General features: G+C 68.1%; 18 protein-coding genes. 5 read left to right on the top strand and 13 right to left on the bottom strand.

Annotation, left to right across the window (positions count from 1 at the left end; genetic code table 11):
* Positions 1-334: 334 nt before the first annotated feature.
* The 12 genes from AC1DEL_RS19770 to gspG all read right to left on the bottom strand — a co-directional run bounded on the left by AC1DEL_RS19770 (position 335) and on the right by gspG (position 12,386).
* The gene (locus tag AC1DEL_RS19770) at positions 335-793 is read right to left on the bottom strand and encodes a DUF2778 domain-containing protein (RefSeq protein WP_477126155.1); all 459 of its coding nucleotides are present in this window, start codon (positions 791-793) and stop codon (positions 335-337) included.
* 89 nt (positions 794-882) lie between these two features.
* A complete protein-coding gene (gspF, locus tag AC1DEL_RS19765; protein ID WP_092300069.1) occupies positions 883-2,100 on the bottom strand; it encodes a type II secretion system inner membrane protein GspF in 1,218 nt (405 codons plus the stop codon).
* Between the two features lie 16 nt (positions 2,101-2,116).
* Complete coding sequence (gene gspE, locus AC1DEL_RS19760) at positions 2,117-3,673, bottom strand: type II secretion system ATPase GspE (protein ID WP_255370960.1); 1,557 nt, start codon at positions 3,671-3,673, stop codon at positions 2,117-2,119.
* Positions 3,674-3,682: 9 nt separating this feature from the next.
* Positions 3,683-6,076, bottom strand: coding sequence for a type II secretion system secretin GspD (gene gspD, locus AC1DEL_RS19755; RefSeq protein WP_454757481.1), 2,394 nt, complete (start codon positions 6,074-6,076; stop codon positions 3,683-3,685).
* Between the two features lie 44 nt (positions 6,077-6,120).
* Positions 6,121-6,939 carry a type II secretion system protein N gene (locus tag AC1DEL_RS19750; protein ID WP_441593809.1) on the bottom strand — a complete coding sequence of 273 codons (819 nt, stop codon included), beginning with the start codon at positions 6,937-6,939 and terminating at the stop codon, positions 6,121-6,123.
* Complete coding sequence (locus AC1DEL_RS19745) at positions 6,939-7,520, bottom strand: type II secretion system protein M (RefSeq protein WP_092300063.1); 582 nt, start codon at positions 7,518-7,520, stop codon at positions 6,939-6,941. The genes AC1DEL_RS19750 and AC1DEL_RS19745 overlap by 1 nt, the downstream gene beginning before the upstream one ends.
* A complete protein-coding gene (gene gspL, locus AC1DEL_RS19740; RefSeq protein ID WP_477105926.1) occupies positions 7,517-9,010 on the bottom strand; it encodes a type II secretion system protein GspL in 1,494 nt (497 codons plus the stop codon). Before gspL ends, AC1DEL_RS19745 begins: the two co-directional genes overlap by 4 nt.
* Positions 9,011-9,190: 180 nt before the next feature.
* Entirely contained in the window at positions 9,191-10,204 is a 1,014-nt protein-coding gene (gene gspK / locus AC1DEL_RS19735; RefSeq protein ID WP_477159158.1) for a type II secretion system minor pseudopilin GspK, read from the bottom strand.
* The gene (locus tag AC1DEL_RS19730; RefSeq protein ID WP_477110512.1) at positions 10,201-10,965 is read right to left on the bottom strand and encodes a PulJ/GspJ family protein; all 765 of its coding nucleotides are present in this window, start codon (positions 10,963-10,965) and stop codon (positions 10,201-10,203) included. Before AC1DEL_RS19730 ends, gspK begins: the two co-directional genes overlap by 4 nt.
* Complete coding sequence (gene gspI / locus AC1DEL_RS19725; RefSeq protein ID WP_092300051.1) at positions 10,943-11,362, bottom strand: type II secretion system minor pseudopilin GspI; 420 nt, start codon at positions 11,360-11,362, stop codon at positions 10,943-10,945. The genes AC1DEL_RS19730 and gspI overlap by 23 nt, the downstream gene beginning before the upstream one ends.
* A complete protein-coding gene (locus tag AC1DEL_RS19720; RefSeq protein ID WP_477126153.1) occupies positions 11,359-11,877 on the bottom strand; it encodes a prepilin-type N-terminal cleavage/methylation domain-containing protein in 519 nt (172 codons plus the stop codon). Before AC1DEL_RS19720 ends, gspI begins: the two co-directional genes overlap by 4 nt.
* A 29-nt stretch (positions 11,878-11,906) precedes the next feature.
* Positions 11,907-12,386 carry a type II secretion system major pseudopilin GspG gene (gene gspG, locus AC1DEL_RS19715; RefSeq protein ID WP_092300045.1) on the bottom strand — a complete coding sequence of 160 codons (480 nt, stop codon included), beginning with the start codon at positions 12,384-12,386 and terminating at the stop codon, positions 11,907-11,909.
* Positions 12,387-12,563: 177 nt separating this feature from the next.
* On the opposite strand from gspG, the gene AC1DEL_RS19710 reads away from it, so the two are divergent.
* From AC1DEL_RS19710 to AC1DEL_RS19690, 5 genes are all read left to right on the top strand, one after another.
* Entirely contained in the window at positions 12,564-13,016 is a 453-nt protein-coding gene (locus AC1DEL_RS19710) for an RrF2 family transcriptional regulator (RefSeq protein ID WP_092300042.1), read from the top strand.
* A 103-nt stretch (positions 13,017-13,119) separates the two neighbouring features.
* The gene (locus AC1DEL_RS19705) at positions 13,120-14,340 is read left to right on the top strand and encodes a globin domain-containing protein (protein WP_092300039.1); all 1,221 of its coding nucleotides are present in this window, start codon (positions 13,120-13,122) and stop codon (positions 14,338-14,340) included.
* Between the two features lie 80 nt (positions 14,341-14,420).
* Positions 14,421-15,119, top strand: a complete 699-nt coding sequence (locus tag AC1DEL_RS19700) for a general secretion pathway protein (RefSeq protein WP_255370959.1) — start codon at positions 14,421-14,423, stop codon at positions 15,117-15,119.
* A gap of 165 nt (positions 15,120-15,284) precedes the next feature.
* Positions 15,285-15,905 carry an EF-hand domain-containing protein gene (locus AC1DEL_RS19695; protein WP_092300036.1) on the top strand — a complete coding sequence of 207 codons (621 nt, stop codon included), beginning with the start codon at positions 15,285-15,287 and terminating at the stop codon, positions 15,903-15,905.
* 229 nt (positions 15,906-16,134) lie between these two features.
* Positions 16,135-16,626, top strand: a complete 492-nt coding sequence (locus tag AC1DEL_RS19690; protein WP_092300033.1) for an Lrp/AsnC family transcriptional regulator — start codon at positions 16,135-16,137, stop codon at positions 16,624-16,626.
* A gap of 87 nt (positions 16,627-16,713) precedes the next feature.
* Here the strand turns inward: AC1DEL_RS19690 and AC1DEL_RS19685 are convergent, their stop codons facing one another.
* A complete protein-coding gene (locus AC1DEL_RS19685; protein ID WP_092300030.1) occupies positions 16,714-17,421 on the bottom strand; it encodes a GNAT family N-acetyltransferase in 708 nt (235 codons plus the stop codon).
* Between the last annotated feature and the right edge of the window lie 124 nt (positions 17,422-17,545).

Raw genomic sequence — 17,545 nt, 5'->3', positions numbered from 1 at the left:
CGGCATCAGCACCGCCAGCACGATGAGCGCTTACCGGCCGTCTAATGTCGGCGCAGTGATGTGTTGGATCGACGCAGGGACCGGAACCGTGCAAGGCGGCAAGCCGCCCACGTCCCGATAGCGACCACCACGAACGAGATGCCGAGGTAAATCAAAATGGCGAGATCGTAAGCCGATTCACCGTCCCAGAACCCAGGCGTATGGGCGAATACCCATACCCAAAAGGTATCGGGCAAATGGACATAGCGCCCAAGCTCGTGGATCCAGAGGTAAGTCACGCCCAAAGTCGCGATGAGCACCCAAAGTATCAGTAGAAGATAGCGCGCGAACCTTGTCATTTGACGACCACCTTTCCATATGCCAAATGTTTGGTTCCCGGAATGGGACTTAGCTTCTGTCCCTTCAGCAGCCCCCGCAGCCGGTAGAAATCCATTGGATTGTCTATCGTGATGCAGCCTTTGCTGATTCCGAGGTCGCCCTTGGGATGAAGCCGGAAGTTTCCCCGCTTCACGGCGTTGCAGTAGATGTAGTCGTCGATCTTGCGGTCTATTGCGTACAGGGCAAACCAGTCGTCTTTCCCGCTCCAAGCATCCCTGATCGGACCAAGCAGGCCTCCCGATTGCCTGTCAATAATGAAATAGGTGCCGCGTGGAATTGGCCCCGAGTCCAAGGTGCACATGAATTCCGGGCGATTTACGTGCGTCGCCAGGCCTGAAAACGCTGGAAAAGCCAGAGCGCCGCAGCGCAGCGCACTCCTTGCCTTGCCATTCAGTTCAAAGGTGCATTCGAGCATGGTCGTTCTCCACCGAAGTCTCTCAACCGTGAGAGCACGAAGGAGGCTACGCCTGGGGCCTTGCCGCGACCATCGTACGAGTTCGAAACTCAGCGCACCAGCTGATTGATCTCGATAATCGGCATCAGCACCGCCAGCACGATCAGCAGCACCACCACGCCCATCGTCAGAATCAGCAGCGGTTCCAGCAGGCTGGTCAGGAACAGCGTGCGGCGTTCCAGTTCCTGGCTTTCGCCGATGGCGGCGCGTTCCAGCATGATCGGCAGGTTGCCGGTGGCTTCGCCGGAGCGGATCAGGTGGACCAGCACCGGCGGGAACTGGTTCTGCGCGGCCAGCGCGCGGGCCAGCGAGGCGCCTTCGCGCACGCGGGTGGTGGCGTCGTCGACGTTGGTTTTCAGCGCGAGGTTGGTCAGCGTTTCGCCGGCGGCCTGCAGGCTGCGCAGGATCGGCACGCCGGCAGAGACCAGGATGGCCAGCGTGCTGGCGAAGCGCGCCGTGTTGTAGCCCCGGATCAGCTTGCCCAACAGCGGGGCGGTCAGCAGCCAGCGGTGCCAGGCCAGGCGGACGTCCGGCTGGCGYAGCACGCTGCGGATGACCAGCGTGGCCACCGCGATCACGGCCAGCGCCGCCCACCACCAGTTCCGTACGAAATCCGACAGCGCCAGCATGACGATGGTCAGCGTCGGCAACTTCTGCTTGGTGTTGGCGAACACGCTCACCACCTGCGGCACCACGTACGACAGCAGGAAGATCACGATGGCGAATGCCACCACCGTGACGATGGCCGGGTAGGTGAAGGCCAGCCGGATCTTCGAGGTGAGCTGGTTGCGCGTCTCGATATAGGTCGCCAGCCGTTCCAGCACCACGCCGAGGTGGCCGGAGTGCTCGCCGGCCGAGACCAGCGCGCGGTAGATATCGGGGAAGTCTTTCGGATGCTGGGCCAGCGCCACGGAGAGCGAGCTGCCGCCCATCACCTCGGCGCGGATGCCGGCCAGCAGTTCGTGCAGGTACTGGCGCTCGGCCTGATCGGCCAGCGCGCCCAGCGCCTCGTCGAGCGGCAGGCCGGAGACGATCAGGCTGGCGAGCTGGCGCGTGAACAGCGCCTGCTCCTGCGTGGAGAGCCGGCGCACCAGGACGCTGCTGCCGGTGCGCGGCGCCAGCCCGGCGCCGGCCAGCGGATCGACGGTGATCGGCGTCAGCCCGCGCGCGCGCAGTTGCGTGCGCGCCTGCTTGGGGCTGTCGGCCTCGATGACGCCGCGGTCGGCGCGGCCGGTGGCGTCGGCGGCTTCGTAGCGATAGGCGGGCATGCGGTGCGGCTCCCGGCTATTCGCGCGTCACGCGCAGCACTTCTTCGAGCGACGTGGCGCCGCTGTCGATCCAGCGCTGGGCATCGGCCCGCATGGTGTGCATGCCCTTGGCCAGCCCCACCTGCTTGATCTCGGATTCGGGCTGCTGGCGGTGGATCATGGTCTGGATGTCGGCATCCACGGTCAGCAGTTCATAGACGCCCATCCGGCCCTGGTAGCCCGAATGGCCGCACTTGTCGCAGCCCACGGCGTGCCACACGCGCTGGAGCGGCTTGCCCTGCGCGTGCAGGATCTCGGCTTCGGCGGGTGTCACTTCGATCACTTCCTCGCGCTTGCAGTGCGGGCACAGCCGGCGTACCAACCGCTGCGCCAGCACGCCGAGCAGCGACGACGACAGCAGGAACGGCTCGATCCCCATATCGACCAGACGCGTCACGGCCGAGGCCGAGTCGTTGGTGTGCAGCGTGGCCAGCACCAGGTGGCCGGTCAGCGAGGCCTGCACGGCGATCTGCGCCGTCTCCAGGTCACGGATTTCGCCGATCATCACCACGTCCGGGTCCTGCCGCAGGATCGCGCGCAGGGCCTTGCCGAATGTCATGTCGATGCGGGGATTGACCTGGGTCTGGCCGATGCCGTCCAGGTCGTACTCGATCGGGTCTTCCACCGTCATGATGTTGGTGGTGCGCGCGTCGAGCCGCGACAGTGCCGCGTACAGCGTGGTGGTCTTGCCGGAACCGGTCGGCCCGGTCACCAGCACGATGCCGTGCGGCTGGCGCACGAGGTGATCGAAGCCGCCCAGCGTATTGGGCGCCATGCCAAGCTTGGCGAGGTCCAGCCGGCCGGCTTCCTTGTCGAGCAGACGCAGCACCGCGCGCTCGCCGTGGCCGGTGGGCAGCGTGGAGACGCGCACATCCACCGGCCGGCCGCCCACGCGCAGCGTGATGCGGCCGTCCTGCGGCAGGCGTTTCTCGGCGATGTCGAGCTGCGCCATGATCTTGATCCGCGAGATCAGCGCGCCGTGCAGCGCCTTCTTGGGCCGCACCACGTCGCGCAGCGTGCCATCCACCCGGAAACGCACCACGGACGACGACTCGAACGGCTCGATATGGATATCCGAGGCCTGCTCGCGCGCGGCCTGGGTCAGCAGGGCGTTGATCATGCGGATGATCGGCGCGTCGTCCTCGGACTCGAGCAGGTCTTCCACGGCGGGAATGTCCTGCATCAGCCGCGACAGGTCGACTTCGCCCTCCACCTCGCCCACCACCTGGGCGGCGCTGCCGTCCTGGCGGTTGTAGGCATCGGAGATCGCCGCGATCAGCGCGTCCGGCTCCAGCACGCGCAGTTGCAGCGCGCCGTGCACGCGGGCCACCTCGGCCAGCGCCTGTGGCGCCGTGGCGCGGCTGACCCAGACCTCCACGCCATCGGGGCGCTGGTGGGCGATCAGCAGCGGCGCTTCGCGCGAAAACGAGTACGAGACCAGCCGCGCCGCCATCGGCGAGGGCGGCTCGAGTGGTGCAGGTGCCGGTGCCGACGGTGCCGGCAGGGCGGTGTTGTCGATAGTTTCGGTGGCCATGGTTAGCCTTTAACCGGCGCGTGGCGTATCGGTGGCTTGCGAGCCCTTGGAGATCGGGCGCGGCGCTGCCTGCGGGGCCGGCGACGGCGCGGCAGGCAGGGTCGGGTCCAGCGGCAGCGGGCTCTGCACCGGCCCGTTGTAACGCGGATCGACGAACGGCGCGCCCGGCGCGTCCGCCGGCGGCAGCACTGGGGTGTCCTTGTCGCGTACGAACATGTTAGGCGAGACGAAGCCCTGCTGCTGGCCGCGGATGTACTCGTAGCGGTCCTGCGTCAGGCGGTCGGTGGCCTGTGCCGTGCGCATGATGTACGGGCGCAGGAACACCAGCAGGTTGGTCTTCTTGCGGTTCTTGTTCTCGTAGCGGAACAGGGCGCCGAGGTAGGGAATGTCGCCCAGCAGCGGCACCTTCTGCACGCCGTCGCCGTAGCTGTCCTCGATCAGGCCGCCCAGCACGATGATCTGGCCGTCATCCACCAGCACGTTGGTCTCGATCGAGCGCACGTTGGTGGTCGGGCCCTGCGTGGCGTTGATCGTGTTGGCCACCACCGACGAGGACTCCTGGTAGATCTGCATCTTCACCAGCCCGCCGTCCGTGATCTGCGGCCGCACGCGCAGCGTGATGCCGACGTCCTTGCGGTCGAAGGTCTGGAACGGCGTGACCGAGGCCGAGCTGCCGGTCTGGGCGTAGGAGCCGGTCGTGATCGGAATGTTCTGGCCGATCAGGATCTTGGCTTCCTCGTTCTCCAGCGTGATCAGGTTCGGCGTGGAGAGCAGGTTCACGCTGTCGTTGCTGCCGAGGGCGCGCAGCAGCGCGCCGAGGCCGATGGCCTTGTTGACCACGCCCAGGTTCAGGCCGCCGATGTCCGGCACCAGCTGCGTGGCGGCCGCGATGCCCGCCGTGCTGTCGTTGTTGATGGCCGCGATGGCGCCGGTCAGGTTGATGATGTTCTTGCCGCCCGAGCCGAAGTTCGTGCCGGCGAAGCCGATGGCGTTGCCACCCGAGTTGATCAGGCCCTGCCACTGGATGCCCAGTTCGCTGGCCTGCGTGGCGGTCACTTCCACGATCATCGACTCGATGTAGACCTGCGCGCGGCGCGCGTCGAGGTCGTCGATCACGGCGCGCAGGTTGCGGTAGACCGGCTCGCTGGCGGTGATGATCAGCGCGTTGGTGGTCGGGTCGGCCTGGATCGTGCCGCCGGTGGTCGGCTGCTGGTTGACCGCGAACGACGACGAGAAGGCATTCGAGCCGCTGCCGCCGAAGCCCGAACCGCCCGACGAGCCCGAGCGGCCATAGCCGCCGCTGCTGGACGAGCCGCCGCCGTACTGGCCGCTCTGCGTTGACGCCTGGTTCTGGAACGCGCCGGACGTGGCGGTGTTGGCGCCCGCGCCGGCCGCCCCGCCCTGCTGCGTGGAGCTGGCGAAGCTGGTGTCGGCGGCGACGATGGCGCGCAGCGTGGCCGCCAGCTTCACCGCATCGGCGTTCTTGAGCGGCACCACCCAGATATTGCCGGGGCGGGCGTAGGGCTGGTCGAGCTTCTCGATCAGCTGGCGCGCCTGCTGCACGCGCGCGCGGCTGGAGGCGCGGATCATCAGCGAGTTGGTGCGTGGCTCGGCCACGACCGAGGTGCGCAGGCTGGCATCGCCCCCGGGGGCCGCGCCGCCGCCGGCGCCGCCGGAGGCCGACGGGTCGAGCAGCCGTTGCAGGACCACGGCGGCGTCGCTGGCGATGGCGTTCTTCAGCGGAATCAGTTCGACTTCGCCCGACGCCGGCGCATCCACGGCGGCGATGATGCGGGCCAGCCGGCGCAGGTTGTCTGCGTAGTCGGTAATGACCAGCGTGTTGTTGGCCGGGTAGGCGGTGATCGTGTTGTTCGGTGCGATCATCGGGCGCAGCACCGGCACAAGGTTGTTGGCGGACTCGTAGTTGAGCCGGAACACCTGCGTGACGACCTGATCACCCCGGCTCGAGCCGGCGCCGATCACGGTGGGCGAGCCCTGCAGCTTGGCGTCGGCCTCGGGCACCACCTTGGTGAAGCCGTTGCTCTCCACCATCGCATAGCCCTGCATGCGCAGCACCGAGCCCAGCGTCTCCAGTGCCTGCGCGCGCGACACCGGCTGCTCCGTCACCAGATTCACCGTGCCCTTCACACGCGGATCGATGACGAAGTTCTTGCCCGTGGCCTGGCCTACCGCCTTGACCACCGAGTCGAGGTCGGCGTTGACGAAGTTCAGCACCACCTGGTCACGGTTCTGCGTGCGCGGCGTGATGTCGTTGGGCTGCGGCGGCTGGCCCTGGCCCTGGGCCCACAGCGGGGCAGGGGCCAGCAGGGACAGGCCGCACAGCAGCGCGGTGGCGCGGGCGCAGGCGGTACGGAGAAAGCGGTGGTGTGCGTGCGTTGTCATCATGGTTCTAGGCGTGCTGCGCTCGGTCAAGGGCTAGTGGTGGCTCAGAAGCGCAGCCGTGTCACGTTGTTCTCATGTCTACCCAGCAGGCTCAACAGCCCTGCCAGTTGCGTGGCGGCGTCGGGGTCGGTACGGGCCGTGCCCTCGAAGCGTGCCTGCCGGCCCAGGGTGCCGCTGCCCTCCAGGTACAGCGGTCCGGCCGTGGTCTTCAGTTGCAGCTTGCCGTCCACGCCGGCCAGGTCCACTTCGGCGCGATAGCTGCCGAGTGGACGTAGCCGGCTCACGGCGGAGGACACCTGGTCGAACTGCAACGTCAGGTGCCCGAAAGTCTGGCTGCCGGTCTTCTTGTCGCCGAACTGGCCGCGCAGCGCGGACCAGTCGATCCGCATCTGGCCGTCCGGCCGCAACGTGTTGAACGGGGCGCCGATGCCTTCCAGCAGCGCGGCCGGCAGGCGGATGGCGCCGGCCTGCGCGGTCCAGCCGGTCGGTGTCACAGCCAGCGTCACCGGGGCCGCCATGGCCTCGGTGTGCGCCAGCGCCACGCGCAGCGTCCCGACCAACAGCGGCCAGCCCGCCACGTTCCATTCGAGCCGGCCCGGCAGGACCGTCGCGGTCTGGCTCCCCGCGCCGGCGGAGAGCGCCAGCGTGGCGCTGCCGTGCCAGATCGTGCCGGCCGCGTCGGCCAGCAGTACCCGGCGCTGCGTGCGGCTGGCCACGCTCTCGGCCAGCCATGCGGCGGGCGCGCAGGCCGCTACCGTCACGGCTACCGTGGCGACGCCCAGCAGCGCCCAGCGCACGCGCTTCCAGCCACGCGCCACGGGCGCGCGCCGGCGCGTCAGACGCAGCGATTCCAGCCGGACCATCAGTTTCGGCCGCCCGAGCCGGGGCCTTGCAGTGTGGCGGTCACGTTGACCAGCGCCGTCGCGCCCACGTAGGCGATACGGGCATCGACCACCTTGAGCCGCTGCTGCGCGCGTACGTCCTGGAGCCAGCCGGCCACTGCGCCGAACGGTACTTTATCGAGTTGAAGCTGCACGGCATTGTCGCCGGTCGGCGCCAGCCTGGTCGGCTTCAGACCATGCTGGCCCATGCTGTCCTGCAGCGCCTGGGTCAGGGCATCGCCGCGCAGCGTGGGGGCCGGGCTGGCGGCCAGGCCGCGTGCCTCGTGCGCCAGCGTTTCCATCTCGGCAAGGTCCGCGCGCATCTGCGGCAGATTGCGATTCAGGCGGGCGCGGCCATCGGCGGCCGGTTCCCACAGCAGCAGGTAGCCGAAGACGAGGACCAGCAACACGGCGCCGCCGCCGAGGATGGCCTGCTCGCGCGGGTTGCGGGCGTTCCAGAAGGCGTCGAAGCGTTCGCGCCAGCGTTCCGGCACACGCGGTTTCAGGCGCGCGAAGCGGGCGGAGAGGGCGCTGGGCCGGGCGGAGGGACGCGACATTTTCATGATGCGGCCTTCACGGTCCAGCGCGTGGCGCCCTGCGGGGGCGAGCTGCCGCCGCGCGCGGCGTCCGGCGGATTCTTGTCTTCTTCCATCTGCAGGCCGGTCTGGCGCACCGCGTTGCGCAGCGCGCCGGTGTTGGTGCCGGGTTTCAGCGTCACATAGAGCGTGCCCGCGCGGTATTCCAGCGCCAGCAGCGCATCGGGCGGCAACTGCTGGGCGCCGCGCGCGAAGCCATCGGCCAGCGGCAGGAAATCGCCCGGCACGCTACGCCCGCTCGCCGTGCGCAGCTGTTCCACCTGGCGGCGCATCAGCAAGGGCGGCTCGGCGATCTGCGGCACATTGGGGAAGGCGGTGTGGAGCAGGTCCGCCTGCGCGGCCTCGACCCGCTTCGCCTCGTTGCGCAGCAGCAGCCACTGGATATTCACGCCGATGATCTGCACCAGCAGCAGGCCGATGGCCAGCGCCACGGGCAGGCGCCACGCGCGCAGGTTCCAGCGATCCATGCGGCCCTGCGCGAATTCGAACTGGGCGAGGTCGAGCTGGGGATTCTGCAGGCAGTCTTCGGCGCCAACCAGCCAGAGGCGCCAGGCATCGGAAATCCGCGAGGCACGGGCGACCGGCGGCTGCGCGTGGAGTGCCGGCACCGGGGCGTGCGCGCGCGCCGTTGCGTCGCCATGCCATTGGCCGACCGGAGCCAGCGCCTGCCAGGCCGCCAGCGCGGCATCGCCCAGCATCAGGCCGAAACCCTCGTACTGGCCGGTGCGGGCCGTGACCTGCCACATGCGCGTCGCTTCCGACGTGGCGGTGGCCGTGACGTCGAGCAACGAGGCGGATTGCGAAAGTGCCGTGGCAGCCGCCTCCACGATCAGCGTGGCCGGCTGGACTGGGGCGGTGGGCTTCGATGCAGCCACGGCAGGCGCCGGTTGGGCAGCGCCGGCACCAGCCAGCACGGGCTCGGGCGCCTCGGCGTCGGCCGGCACCGCTTCGACCGGTTCCGGCAACGGCAGGCAAAGCTGCGCGGCCACCACGTGGCGGCGGCGGTGCTTGTGTTCGGCAAAGTTGTCGAGCGCGGCGCGCATCCAGGCGCGGTCCGTCACCATCAGCAGGCGGCGGCGCGCGCCACGGGCGGTCGCCGTCGGGTCCAGCGCCGGCCCGAGCGCGATATGGCAGGGGGCGGCGTCCGTCGCCAGCATGTCCTCGACCAGATTCGGCAGGGCCAGCCGCAGCCGCGCGGGCGGCAGCGGGGGCACCATCGCCGTGGTCAGCAGCACGTCTGAGGCGGCCACGATCAGCACCAGGCGGTCCGCCGCCGGCATGTCGGCGGCCAATGCGTGGCCTTCGCGCAACAGTTCGGGGGCGTGGGGCAGGCCCGGGCGGCGGCTCTTGTCCGCCACCGGCGTGCGGACCAATGCAAAAGCCATGGCGCCAAACTGCCACGGTTGCGGCTGGTCGTGCGGCCGTTGCGGCAGGCGGACGTAGAGGGTGGTGCTCAAGGGTTACCTAAATGGAATCGCTCGGTCGGGGTGGGGCGGCGCGGCAGGCCGCCCGGGTTCGGCGCAACAGCGTACCTTGCCTGTGTGACTAAAGCACGTCAATACAGTCCTGTCTGAATCTGGTCTCGACGTTTGTCCGACATTTATGGAGCATGCCGCACCCGGGGGTGCCCGCATGACTCAGGGCGCCTCCGGCAGGCGGTCGGTGTCGCGCACCCAGAGTACACGGGTGGTGTTGCCGCTCCCGAGCGTGGGCGCGCGCTGGACCAACGACACCTGCAGCCGCCGCGCGCGCTCGTGCCGCACCAGACCATACACCAGGAAATAGTGGGTGCTTACCTCAAGCGCTTCGCCGGCGGTGCTGCCGGCCTGCGGCGCGACGGCGCGCAGCTGCGTGCTGATGTCGCCCGTATTGCGGAAGTAGGCGCGGTCGCGCTGGCGCACCAGCTCGCGGGCGCGGTCCAACGGCAGCTTGTCGATGGCGGCGGCCAGTACCTCGGGCTCGGCCGTGTTGGCATTGATCTTGGTCCGTTCGGGCAGGAAGGCGATGAACGGGTCCAGCGCGGCCACCATCTCCGGGTTGTAGCCGGGAATGGCGAGCAGGTCGGCGGCGGTGTCGGGCGGGCGCGGCACGGGCTGGCCGTCGGGCGACGCCCCGCGTGCCGCGCGTACCAGATACTGCGCGGTCGGCTCTGCCAGCGACGGATTCATGCCGAGCGTTTGAAGCAGGCGGCGGTAAACCAGCAGCGAGGGCAGGTCGATCTCCACCACGCGCCCGCTGCCCGAGGCGTTCCAGATATAGAGGTTGTTGAGGTTGAAGCGCGCCTGGGCATCGACGATGCGGCCAGACAGGAACGAGGTCTCCCCGGCCTGGTCCGTGCGCAGCCCGGCGCCGAGGAAGTCGGACAGCCGCGTCTCCGCCACCGGCACCGACCACGGCTCGCCGAGATAGTCGACGTTGGAGCGGCGCTGGTCGTCGCGCAGGATCAGCCGCGCCCAGTCCACGGCCGCGCGCTCGATCCACGCGGCCTGCGCGGTCAGGCGCTGGTTCTCGATCGACCGGATCTGCACCTGTTGGCGCCACAGCATGCCGGAGACGATGACCACGGCAAGCGTCACCATCAGCAGGGCCGTGACCACGGCGGCGCCGCGCTGGTGGGTACGGTGGCGAGKGAGGGCAGGGCGCGCGTTCATAGGCCGGTCATGCAGACTTTCTGGAACCGGCGTGGCGCGTCACCATCGCCCATCTTTGCCAGCACGGTCAACTCCAGCGCGCGCAGCGTGGCGTTGCCGTTGATATTGGCGAGACCGGCGTCCGCGTCGCTGGCGCCAGCGGTGCCGGCTGCGGTGCCGGCGGCGGTTGCGGCCTGCGCCGCCGCGCTGTCGATGGCGCTCTGCTGCATCAGCGCGGCCCGCACCCGGCCGTTCTCGGCCTGCCAGCCGGCCGGCTCCACCCAGACCCGCGCGGCCAGTTCGGCCGTATCGGGCAGCAGTGGCCGCACCTGGGCGCCGCCGGGCGCGCCCTGGCGCAGGTTCACCATCGCACCCTGCACCGCGTTGCGTGAGAGCGCGGGGCGGCTGGCCATACGGACCAGCGTGTTGTTATCCACACGGTAGACCACCACCTGCCAGGCGGTGGGCTGGCCTTCGTCGCGGCGGTCGCGCACCAGCATCAGCTGGTTGGCGCCGAGTTCCACGGGGCTGGCCTGGAGCTGGGTGGGATTGGCCAGGTGCTCGCAATCGGACTGGAACTGGCCGTAGAGCACCTTCAGGGCGTCGAGGCGTGCGTCGTGGTCGGTCAGGCGTTCGCGGCTGCGCGTCAGGGAATCCAGCGCGCGCCAGCCAATCACGGCCATCACGGCCAGCAGGGTGATGGCGACGAGCATCTCCAGCAGCGTGAAGCCGCCACGCCGGCTGCGGGGGGAGGGCCGCTCAGAGGACGCCGCGCGTTTCATTGGGAACCAAAGTGACGAGCCAGGCCAGCCTGACCGATTTGTCGGTGGCCGACGGGTACACGGCAATTTCCACGCGCCGGAACGACGGATTGGGGGTGCCCGAGACCGATTCCTCGCACCAGAGCGGGGTGCCGCCCTGCGGGCAGTCGTAGCCGCGCGTGCCGGGTTCAGGCCAGGTCTTGGAGAGCCGCAGCGTGGCGAAATGGTTCTCGGCGCTGAATTCGGCCAACATGCGCGATTGCAGCGCGGCGCTCGACTCGGTCATCGAGCCCATCGCCCGCATGGCGGCCGTGAGCGCCACGGCGAGGATGGTCAGCGCCACCAGCACCTCGATCAGCGTGAAGCCGGATCGGTATTGCTGGCGGAGGGTCGATCGGGAGGCAGGGCGGCGGCTCATTGCGGCACCGTGGCCTGGTAGCGACCGCTGCCATCGCCGGTGATGTCCACGCGGATGTCGCCGCGCGTGAGGACCAGCCGCTGCGGCTCGTCCACCAGTTCGCGGCCGAATACCAGCCGCTGCGGGCCGGTGCCCACGCGCCGGCCGCCTTCGACGATCATCACGCTGTCCAGCCCCAGCCGCCAGTGGCCGGGCGCGAAAACATCGGCGCGCATCGGCACCCAGCCTTGCGGGGTGGATTCCAGGAAGCGCCAGCCGCCGGCATCGCCCTCCCAGGCCAGCGGGCGGGCGCCCAGTTGGGCGTCTTCCTGGGCGAGTTCGAACAGGCGGGCGATGCGCTGGCCGTCATCGAGCACACGGCCCCGCTCATTGGGCGAGGCATTGACGGCCACCAGGGAGATGACGATGCCGGCGATCACCATGACCACCAGCAGTTCGAGCAGCGTGAAGCCGGCGGGCCCGCGGCGCTGCGGGCAAGGGCGGCGCGGGAGCAAGGCGGGCGTCGCCGGGACCATGTCGATGAAGGGGCAGGAGGCGGGAGGACTTATTCCCAGTTGCCGATATCGGCGTCGTTGGCGCTGCCGCCGGCCTGGCCGTCGGCGCCAAAGCTGAACACGTCGATTTCGCCGCGCACGCCGGGGTTCAGGTACTGGTAGGCATGGCCCCAGGGGTCTTTCGGCAGCTTTTCGAGGTAGCCGCCGCCCTTCCAGTTGTTCGGCACCGGCTCGGTGGTCGGCTTGCTGACCAACGCCTGCACGCCTTGCTCGGTGGTCGGATAGCGGCCGTTATCGAGGCGATACAGCTTGAGCGCCTGCATGATCGACGAGATATCCTGGCGCGCGGCCACGATACGGGCTTCGTCCGGGCGGCTCATGATCTTGGGCACCACCAGCGCTGCCAGCACCCCCAGGATGACGATCACCACCATGATTTCGATCAGGGTGAAGCCGCGGGCACGGCGCTGGCCATGCGGGCGGGCAGTGGCGGGCGTGCGGGTGGAGGAGAAGTTGGCGAATCTGCGCATCGTGGTGTCTGGCCTTATCGGGATGGACATTCCGCGCCTGACGGGCAGGCACGGCCGGGTATGGCCAGAAAGTATAACCCCCATGGCGTGACTCTTTCGTGTGGGGTGTGGCGTAGCCGGCAGGCATGCATTTATATCTTGCATCTTCAATGCATCTTATCTAGTATTTCAACCACGATGCAACTGACCCGTTTTTCCGACTATGCGCTGCGCCTGCTGATGTATGTATCGCGGGCGGATGGCACCCGGCCGATCACGATTGCCGAGGTCGGCCAGCAATTCGACATCTCGCACAACCACCTCGTGAAAGTGGCCGCGCGGCTGTCGAAGCTCGGCTGGATCACGGCCACGCGTGGCCGCCACGGCGGCCTGCAGCTTGGGCCGGGTGCGGAACGGCTGTCGGTGGGCACGATCCTGCGCGAGCTGGAAGGGCACAAGTCGGTGGTCGACTGCGCTGATCCGCCGTGCGCGCTCAAGGGCAACTGCCGGCTGAAGCTGGCGCTGGACGAGGCCGAGGAGGCCTTCTACCGCGCGCTGGACGGCGTGTCCCTGGGCGATGTCATTGGCAGCCGTACCGCCGAGTCGATCATCACCCTGCATCGTAATTTCCTGAACCGGCGAGCAGCCTGACGGTTCCGGGACATCAGATCCCGGACCCCCGAGCCATGCGCCGGTTTTATTGTGCGATAAAACATGCATCTAGTATGCATGATAATTAATCGGAGTTTTCCAAATGCTGTCGGCAGCTTCCCGCCCCTACATCGATGCCAGCGTTCCCGTGCTGCGTGAGCACGGCCTTGCCATCACGACGCACTTCTATCGCGAAATGTTCGCCGCGCGGCCGGAACTGACCCGGCTGTTCAACATGGGCAACCAGGCCAATGGCGCGCAGCAGCAGTCGCTGGCCTCCGCGGTGTTCGCCTACGCCGCCAATGTGGATCGCGCCGACGTGCTCGCGCCCGTGGTGGAGCGCATCGTCCACAAGCACGTGGCCGTGGGTTTGACCTCCGCGCACTACCCGATCGTCGGCAAGCACCTGCTCGAAGCGATTGCCGCCGTGCTCGGCGACGCCGCCACGCCGCCGCTGATGGCCGCCTGGGACGAAGCCTACTGGCTGCTGGCCGGCGAACTGATCGCCGCCGAAGCACGCCTCTATGACCGCCACAACGTGAAGGCGGGCGAGCTGCAGGCCGTACGCGTGGTGCGCCGCGAAAACGAAGGCGATGCCGTGGTCGCGCTGACCCTCGCCGCCGAGGATGGCACGCCGCTGCGCGACTTCGCGCCGGGCCAGTACATCAGCGTGGAAGCCAATTTCCCCGATGGCGGCCGTCAGCTGCGCCAGTATTCGCTCTCCGCCGAACGTGGTGTGGCGACGTGGCGCATCTCGGTCAAGCGCGAGGCCGGCAATGCCGAGACCCCGGCCGGCGCCGTCTCCAACTGGCTGCATGACACCGCCCGTGTTGGCACGACGCTGAACGTGAGCACGCCGTGGGGCGACTTCGCGCCCGCGCTGGCTGGCAACACGCCGATGGTGCTGATGTCGGCCGGTATCGGCATCACGCCGATGATCTCGGTGCTGCGCACGCTGGCGCTGGAGAACCCGAACCGTCCGGTGTTGTTCGCCCACGCCGCGCGCCATGGCCGTCACCATGCCCATCGCAAGGACCTGGCCTGGGCGCGCGAACGCATGCCCAACCTGCGTACCCATATCAGCTACGAGACGCCCCAGGACGGCGACGTGGCGGGGCATGACTACGACCACGTCGGCACGCTGCCGATCCACGCGCTGCTGACCACCGAGGAAACCTCCGCGTTCCAGGACGGCCAGGTCTATATGTGCGGTCCGATCGGGTTCATGCAGGCCCAGCGCCTGGCGCTGATCTCGGCGGGGATTCCGGTGGGCCATATCCATCGCGAAGTGTTCGGTCCGGACCTGCTGGACGACCTGCTCTGACCCGCTGACTGACAGCCGACACACGCGTCTGGTACGCTAGGCGATCTTCTTTGATCGCCGGCGTGCCGGCGTACTGTCTCGTGGCCACCCTTTCCCGGTCTCCGCTTCGCTTCGACCTCTCCGCTCCCTGGCTGCCCCGCGTCGCGGGGCTGTTGCTATTTGTGGCGCTGTGCGCGCTGGTGACGCACTGGGTGCTCGCGTTCAGCGCGATGCGCACGATCCCGGTGCCCAAGAGCGCGCGTGTGGCGCAGACGGAGGCAGTAGAGACGGGCGCCGTGGCTACGCTGTTCGGCGGCAGCGCCCAGTCGGGCGTGCGTGACGTGCAGTTGATCGGCGTGGTGGCGGACCTCGATGGCGTGGGCCCGGCCGCCGCCATCCTTTCGCTCGATGGCGGGCCGGCCAAGTCCGTGCGCGCCGGGACGTCGCTGTCGCCGCAGATCAAGCTGACCGAGATCCATGGCCGCAACATCGTGATCGAACGCAACGGCGTGCGGCAGGAAATCGCGCTGCCGCTCCAGACCGGCGTCAGCGCCGGCAGCCGTGGCACCGCGCCGGCGGCCCCGCCTTCCGGGGCTGCCGCGCCGCTCTCCACGCCGCTGCAACCGCCGGCCAACCTCGCACCGCCGCCGTCCGTGACGGCTGGCGCGATGGCGCAACCGGCCCAGCCACCTCAGCAGCCCTATCAACCGCCGCCGCCGCAGACCATGCAGCCGCAGCCCCAGGTGGCGCCGGCCCAGATGGCTCCCGGCGGCATGCCGGATGCGCCTGGCGGCGGCTGACCCGCCACCGTTTCAAACCATTGCGCAATATTGGCCTGTCTTTCGCCTGTTTACGCGAGTCATCCTTTCTGTGAGGCCCGTAACATCGTATTAAAAGTGCCAACTTTGCGAGATCGTCTGCGTTCTAATCCGTACATGCCCAACATGACGAAAAGGAGCACAGACATGCAACGGACTCACACGACGCACATCCTGAAGAAGCTGGCGGCCGCCTCGGCCATGGTCGTGGTCGCGGGCGCCGCTTTCGCCCAGGCCACCACGCCGGCCCCGGCACCGACCACCCCGCCGGCCGCCCAGGGCCCGGCAGGCGCCCCGCGCGGCGACATGGGCCGTCACCACGGCGGCCCCGGCCACCATGGCGGCATGTGGCTGAAATCGGTCGATACGGACGGCGACGGCGCCATCTCGAAGGCCGAGGCCGACGCGATGTTCGCCAAGATCGATACCAACAAGGACGGCAAGCTCGACAAGTCGGAACTGGCGGCCTACCGCAAGGCGTCGATGGAGGAGCATCGCGCCAAGATGCGCGCCGAGTTCGAAGCCAAGTTCAAGGCGGCGGACAAGAACAACGACGGCGCGCTGACCCGTGACGAGTTCAAGGCCGCGTTCCCGCGCATGGCCAACCGCTTCGACACGATCGACGCCAACCGCGACGGCAAGGTGACTACCGCCGAAGTGGAGTCGAGCATGAAGAAGATGCGCGACGAACACATGAAGCACCACGGCGGCCCTGGCCGCAGTCCGGGCGCCTCGGCCCCGGCGGTGCCGTCGAGCAGCGGCGGCTAAGCCTTCGCCACCCTGCTGGAAAGCGCGACCTTCGGGTCGCGCTTTTTTTTGCCTCAGTACCTCGGAAAGTGCCGAAGTTGGCACCATCCTTGCCTCTCCGGGGCGCACCGCCGGCGCACGTCGAGGGCGGTTCAGGCGGATTCCTCATCAAATAAATTGCGTAGTTGTGCCTGACTTGCTAAATTTGCGCAAAAAAATTGCCGACAAATATACTGCGGAGCAACAAAACGTGAGCAAGGTGGAGCTGGACAAGATCGACCGCAAGATTCTGGAGGTCCTGCAGACCAACGGGAGGCTGACCAACCTGGAAGTGGCCGAGCGCGTGAACCTGTCGCCGAGCCCATGCCTGCGCCGGATCCGCCGCCTCGAGGAAATCGGGGTGATCCGCCAGTACGCGGCGCTGCTCGAGCCCAACAAGATCGGGCTGGGGCTGCTCGCCTATATCAATGTGCGGCTGGAGAAGCAGGGCGGCACGCCCAAGGGCAAGGCGCCGCTGGACCTGTTCCGCGCGGCCATCCAGAACTGGCCCGAAGTGGCCGCGTGCCACGCCATGACCGGCGAGATGGACCTGCTGCTCAAGGTCTATGTGCAGGATATGGAGCACTTCGCCCGCTTCATGCAGGAGCAGTTGCTGGCCCATCCGTCGGTGATCGATGTTCGTTCGAGCTTCGCGCTGGAGTCGATCAAGGACACCACCGCGCTGCCGGTGGCCGGCGACTGATCGACGAAATCGGCTCGTAAACGCAATCGACGCACCACCAGGGTGCGTCGATTCGTCTTGCGATTCGTGCGATAACGGGCCGAGCCGTCAGATCACGTGCTTCTGCGGCAGCAGCGAGCGCCAGAAGCGCAGGCCGAAGCGCCGTGCGTCGCGCAGGTTGCGGCGGACCATGTAGTCGAGGTCGGCCACCTGTTCGTCGAGCGCCTCGGTCAGGCGGCTCACGGTGTCGGCGGGCGGCAGTTCCAGGTAGGCATCGGCCTCGCCATAGGCGTATTGCACCTTCATGCCGGCCTTCTTGGCGATGTGCATCATCGCTGCATTGCGCGACAGGCAGTGCATGTACAGCGTGCGGACATTGGTATTGCGGCCATGCATTGCGGCACGCTCGAACAGCGCGCTGCCGATGCCCCGGCCCCGCGCGCTCTGCGACACCGACACGCCGAACTCGGCCACGCGGCCCTGGGCGTTGTCGCGCAGGTTGGCAAAGTGGCCCACGCCGATCAGCACGAGGTCTTCGTCATAGACGCCGAACACGGTGTCGTGGTCGAAGTCGATGCTGTCGACGTAGCCTTCGATCACATGGTCGCCAACGGACTGGCCAAAACGGAGCAGGCGATCTTCCTCGCCCAGGGCGAGAAAATGCTTGAGCAGGCGCGAGCGGTGATGCGCGGCCAACTCCCGCACCAGAACGGTGGGGCGATGTCCGGAGCGGCTGGCGGCACTGGCCTCGGCGGCACGGCGAAGATCTTCATCGGTTACGGCACCGACGGCCTTGCTCAGTTCGAGCGGGTTCACTTTGGTTTCCTCTTGCTGCGATCAGTATGAAAATAGCACCCACACAGTGAATGCCCAGCCACTTTTGGCGTATCTCGGGGCAAACACTAGGTTGCTGCAATGCGAAAAGTATTGTAGTGGATTT

The organism is Cupriavidus sp. 10L43_2 (assembly GCF_056395265.1).
The sequence above is the reverse complement of the archived record's forward strand: the minus strand, read 5'-3'. Positions and strand labels throughout refer to the sequence as shown.

What these genes read in the sequence shown, in the direction of transcription:
- AC1DEL_RS19730 (WP_477110512.1), bottom strand. Translation starts at nt 10,965, where the DNA reads ATGAAACGCGCGGCGTCCTCTGAGCGGCCCTCCCCCCGCAGCCGGCGT.
- AC1DEL_RS19710 (WP_092300042.1), top strand. Translation starts at nt 12,564, where the DNA reads ATGCAACTGACCCGTTTTTCCGACTATGCGCTGCGCCTGCTGATGTAT.
- AC1DEL_RS19745 (WP_092300063.1), bottom strand. Translation starts at nt 7,520, where the DNA reads ATGAAAATGTCGCGTCCCTCCGCCCGGCCCAGCGCCCTCTCCGCCCGC.
- gspE (WP_255370960.1), bottom strand. Translation starts at nt 3,673, where the DNA reads ATGGCCACCGAAACTATCGACAACACCGCCCTGCCGGCACCGTCGGCA.
- gspG (WP_092300045.1), bottom strand. Translation starts at nt 12,386, where the DNA reads ATGCGCAGATTCGCCAACTTCTCCTCCACCCGCACGCCCGCCACTGCC.
- AC1DEL_RS19770 (WP_477126155.1), bottom strand. Translation starts at nt 793, where the DNA reads ATGCTCGAATGCACCTTTGAACTGAATGGCAAGGCAAGGAGTGCGCTG.
- AC1DEL_RS19705 (WP_092300039.1), top strand. Translation starts at nt 13,120, where the DNA reads ATGCTGTCGGCAGCTTCCCGCCCCTACATCGATGCCAGCGTTCCCGTG.
- AC1DEL_RS19695 (WP_092300036.1), top strand. Translation starts at nt 15,285, where the DNA reads ATGCAACGGACTCACACGACGCACATCCTGAAGAAGCTGGCGGCCGCC.
- gspI (WP_092300051.1), bottom strand. Translation starts at nt 11,362, where the DNA reads ATGAGCCGCCGCCCTGCCTCCCGATCGACCCTCCGCCAGCAATACCGA.
- gspD (WP_454757481.1), bottom strand. Translation starts at nt 6,076, where the DNA reads ATGACAACGCACGCACACCACCGCTTTCTCCGTACCGCCTGCGCCCGC.
- AC1DEL_RS19720 (WP_477126153.1), bottom strand. Translation starts at nt 11,877, where the DNA reads ATGGTCCCGGCGACGCCCGCCTTGCTCCCGCGCCGCCCTTGCCCGCAG.
- AC1DEL_RS19750 (WP_441593809.1), bottom strand. Translation starts at nt 6,939, where the DNA reads ATGGTCCGGCTGGAATCGCTGCGTCTGACGCGCCGGCGCGCGCCCGTG.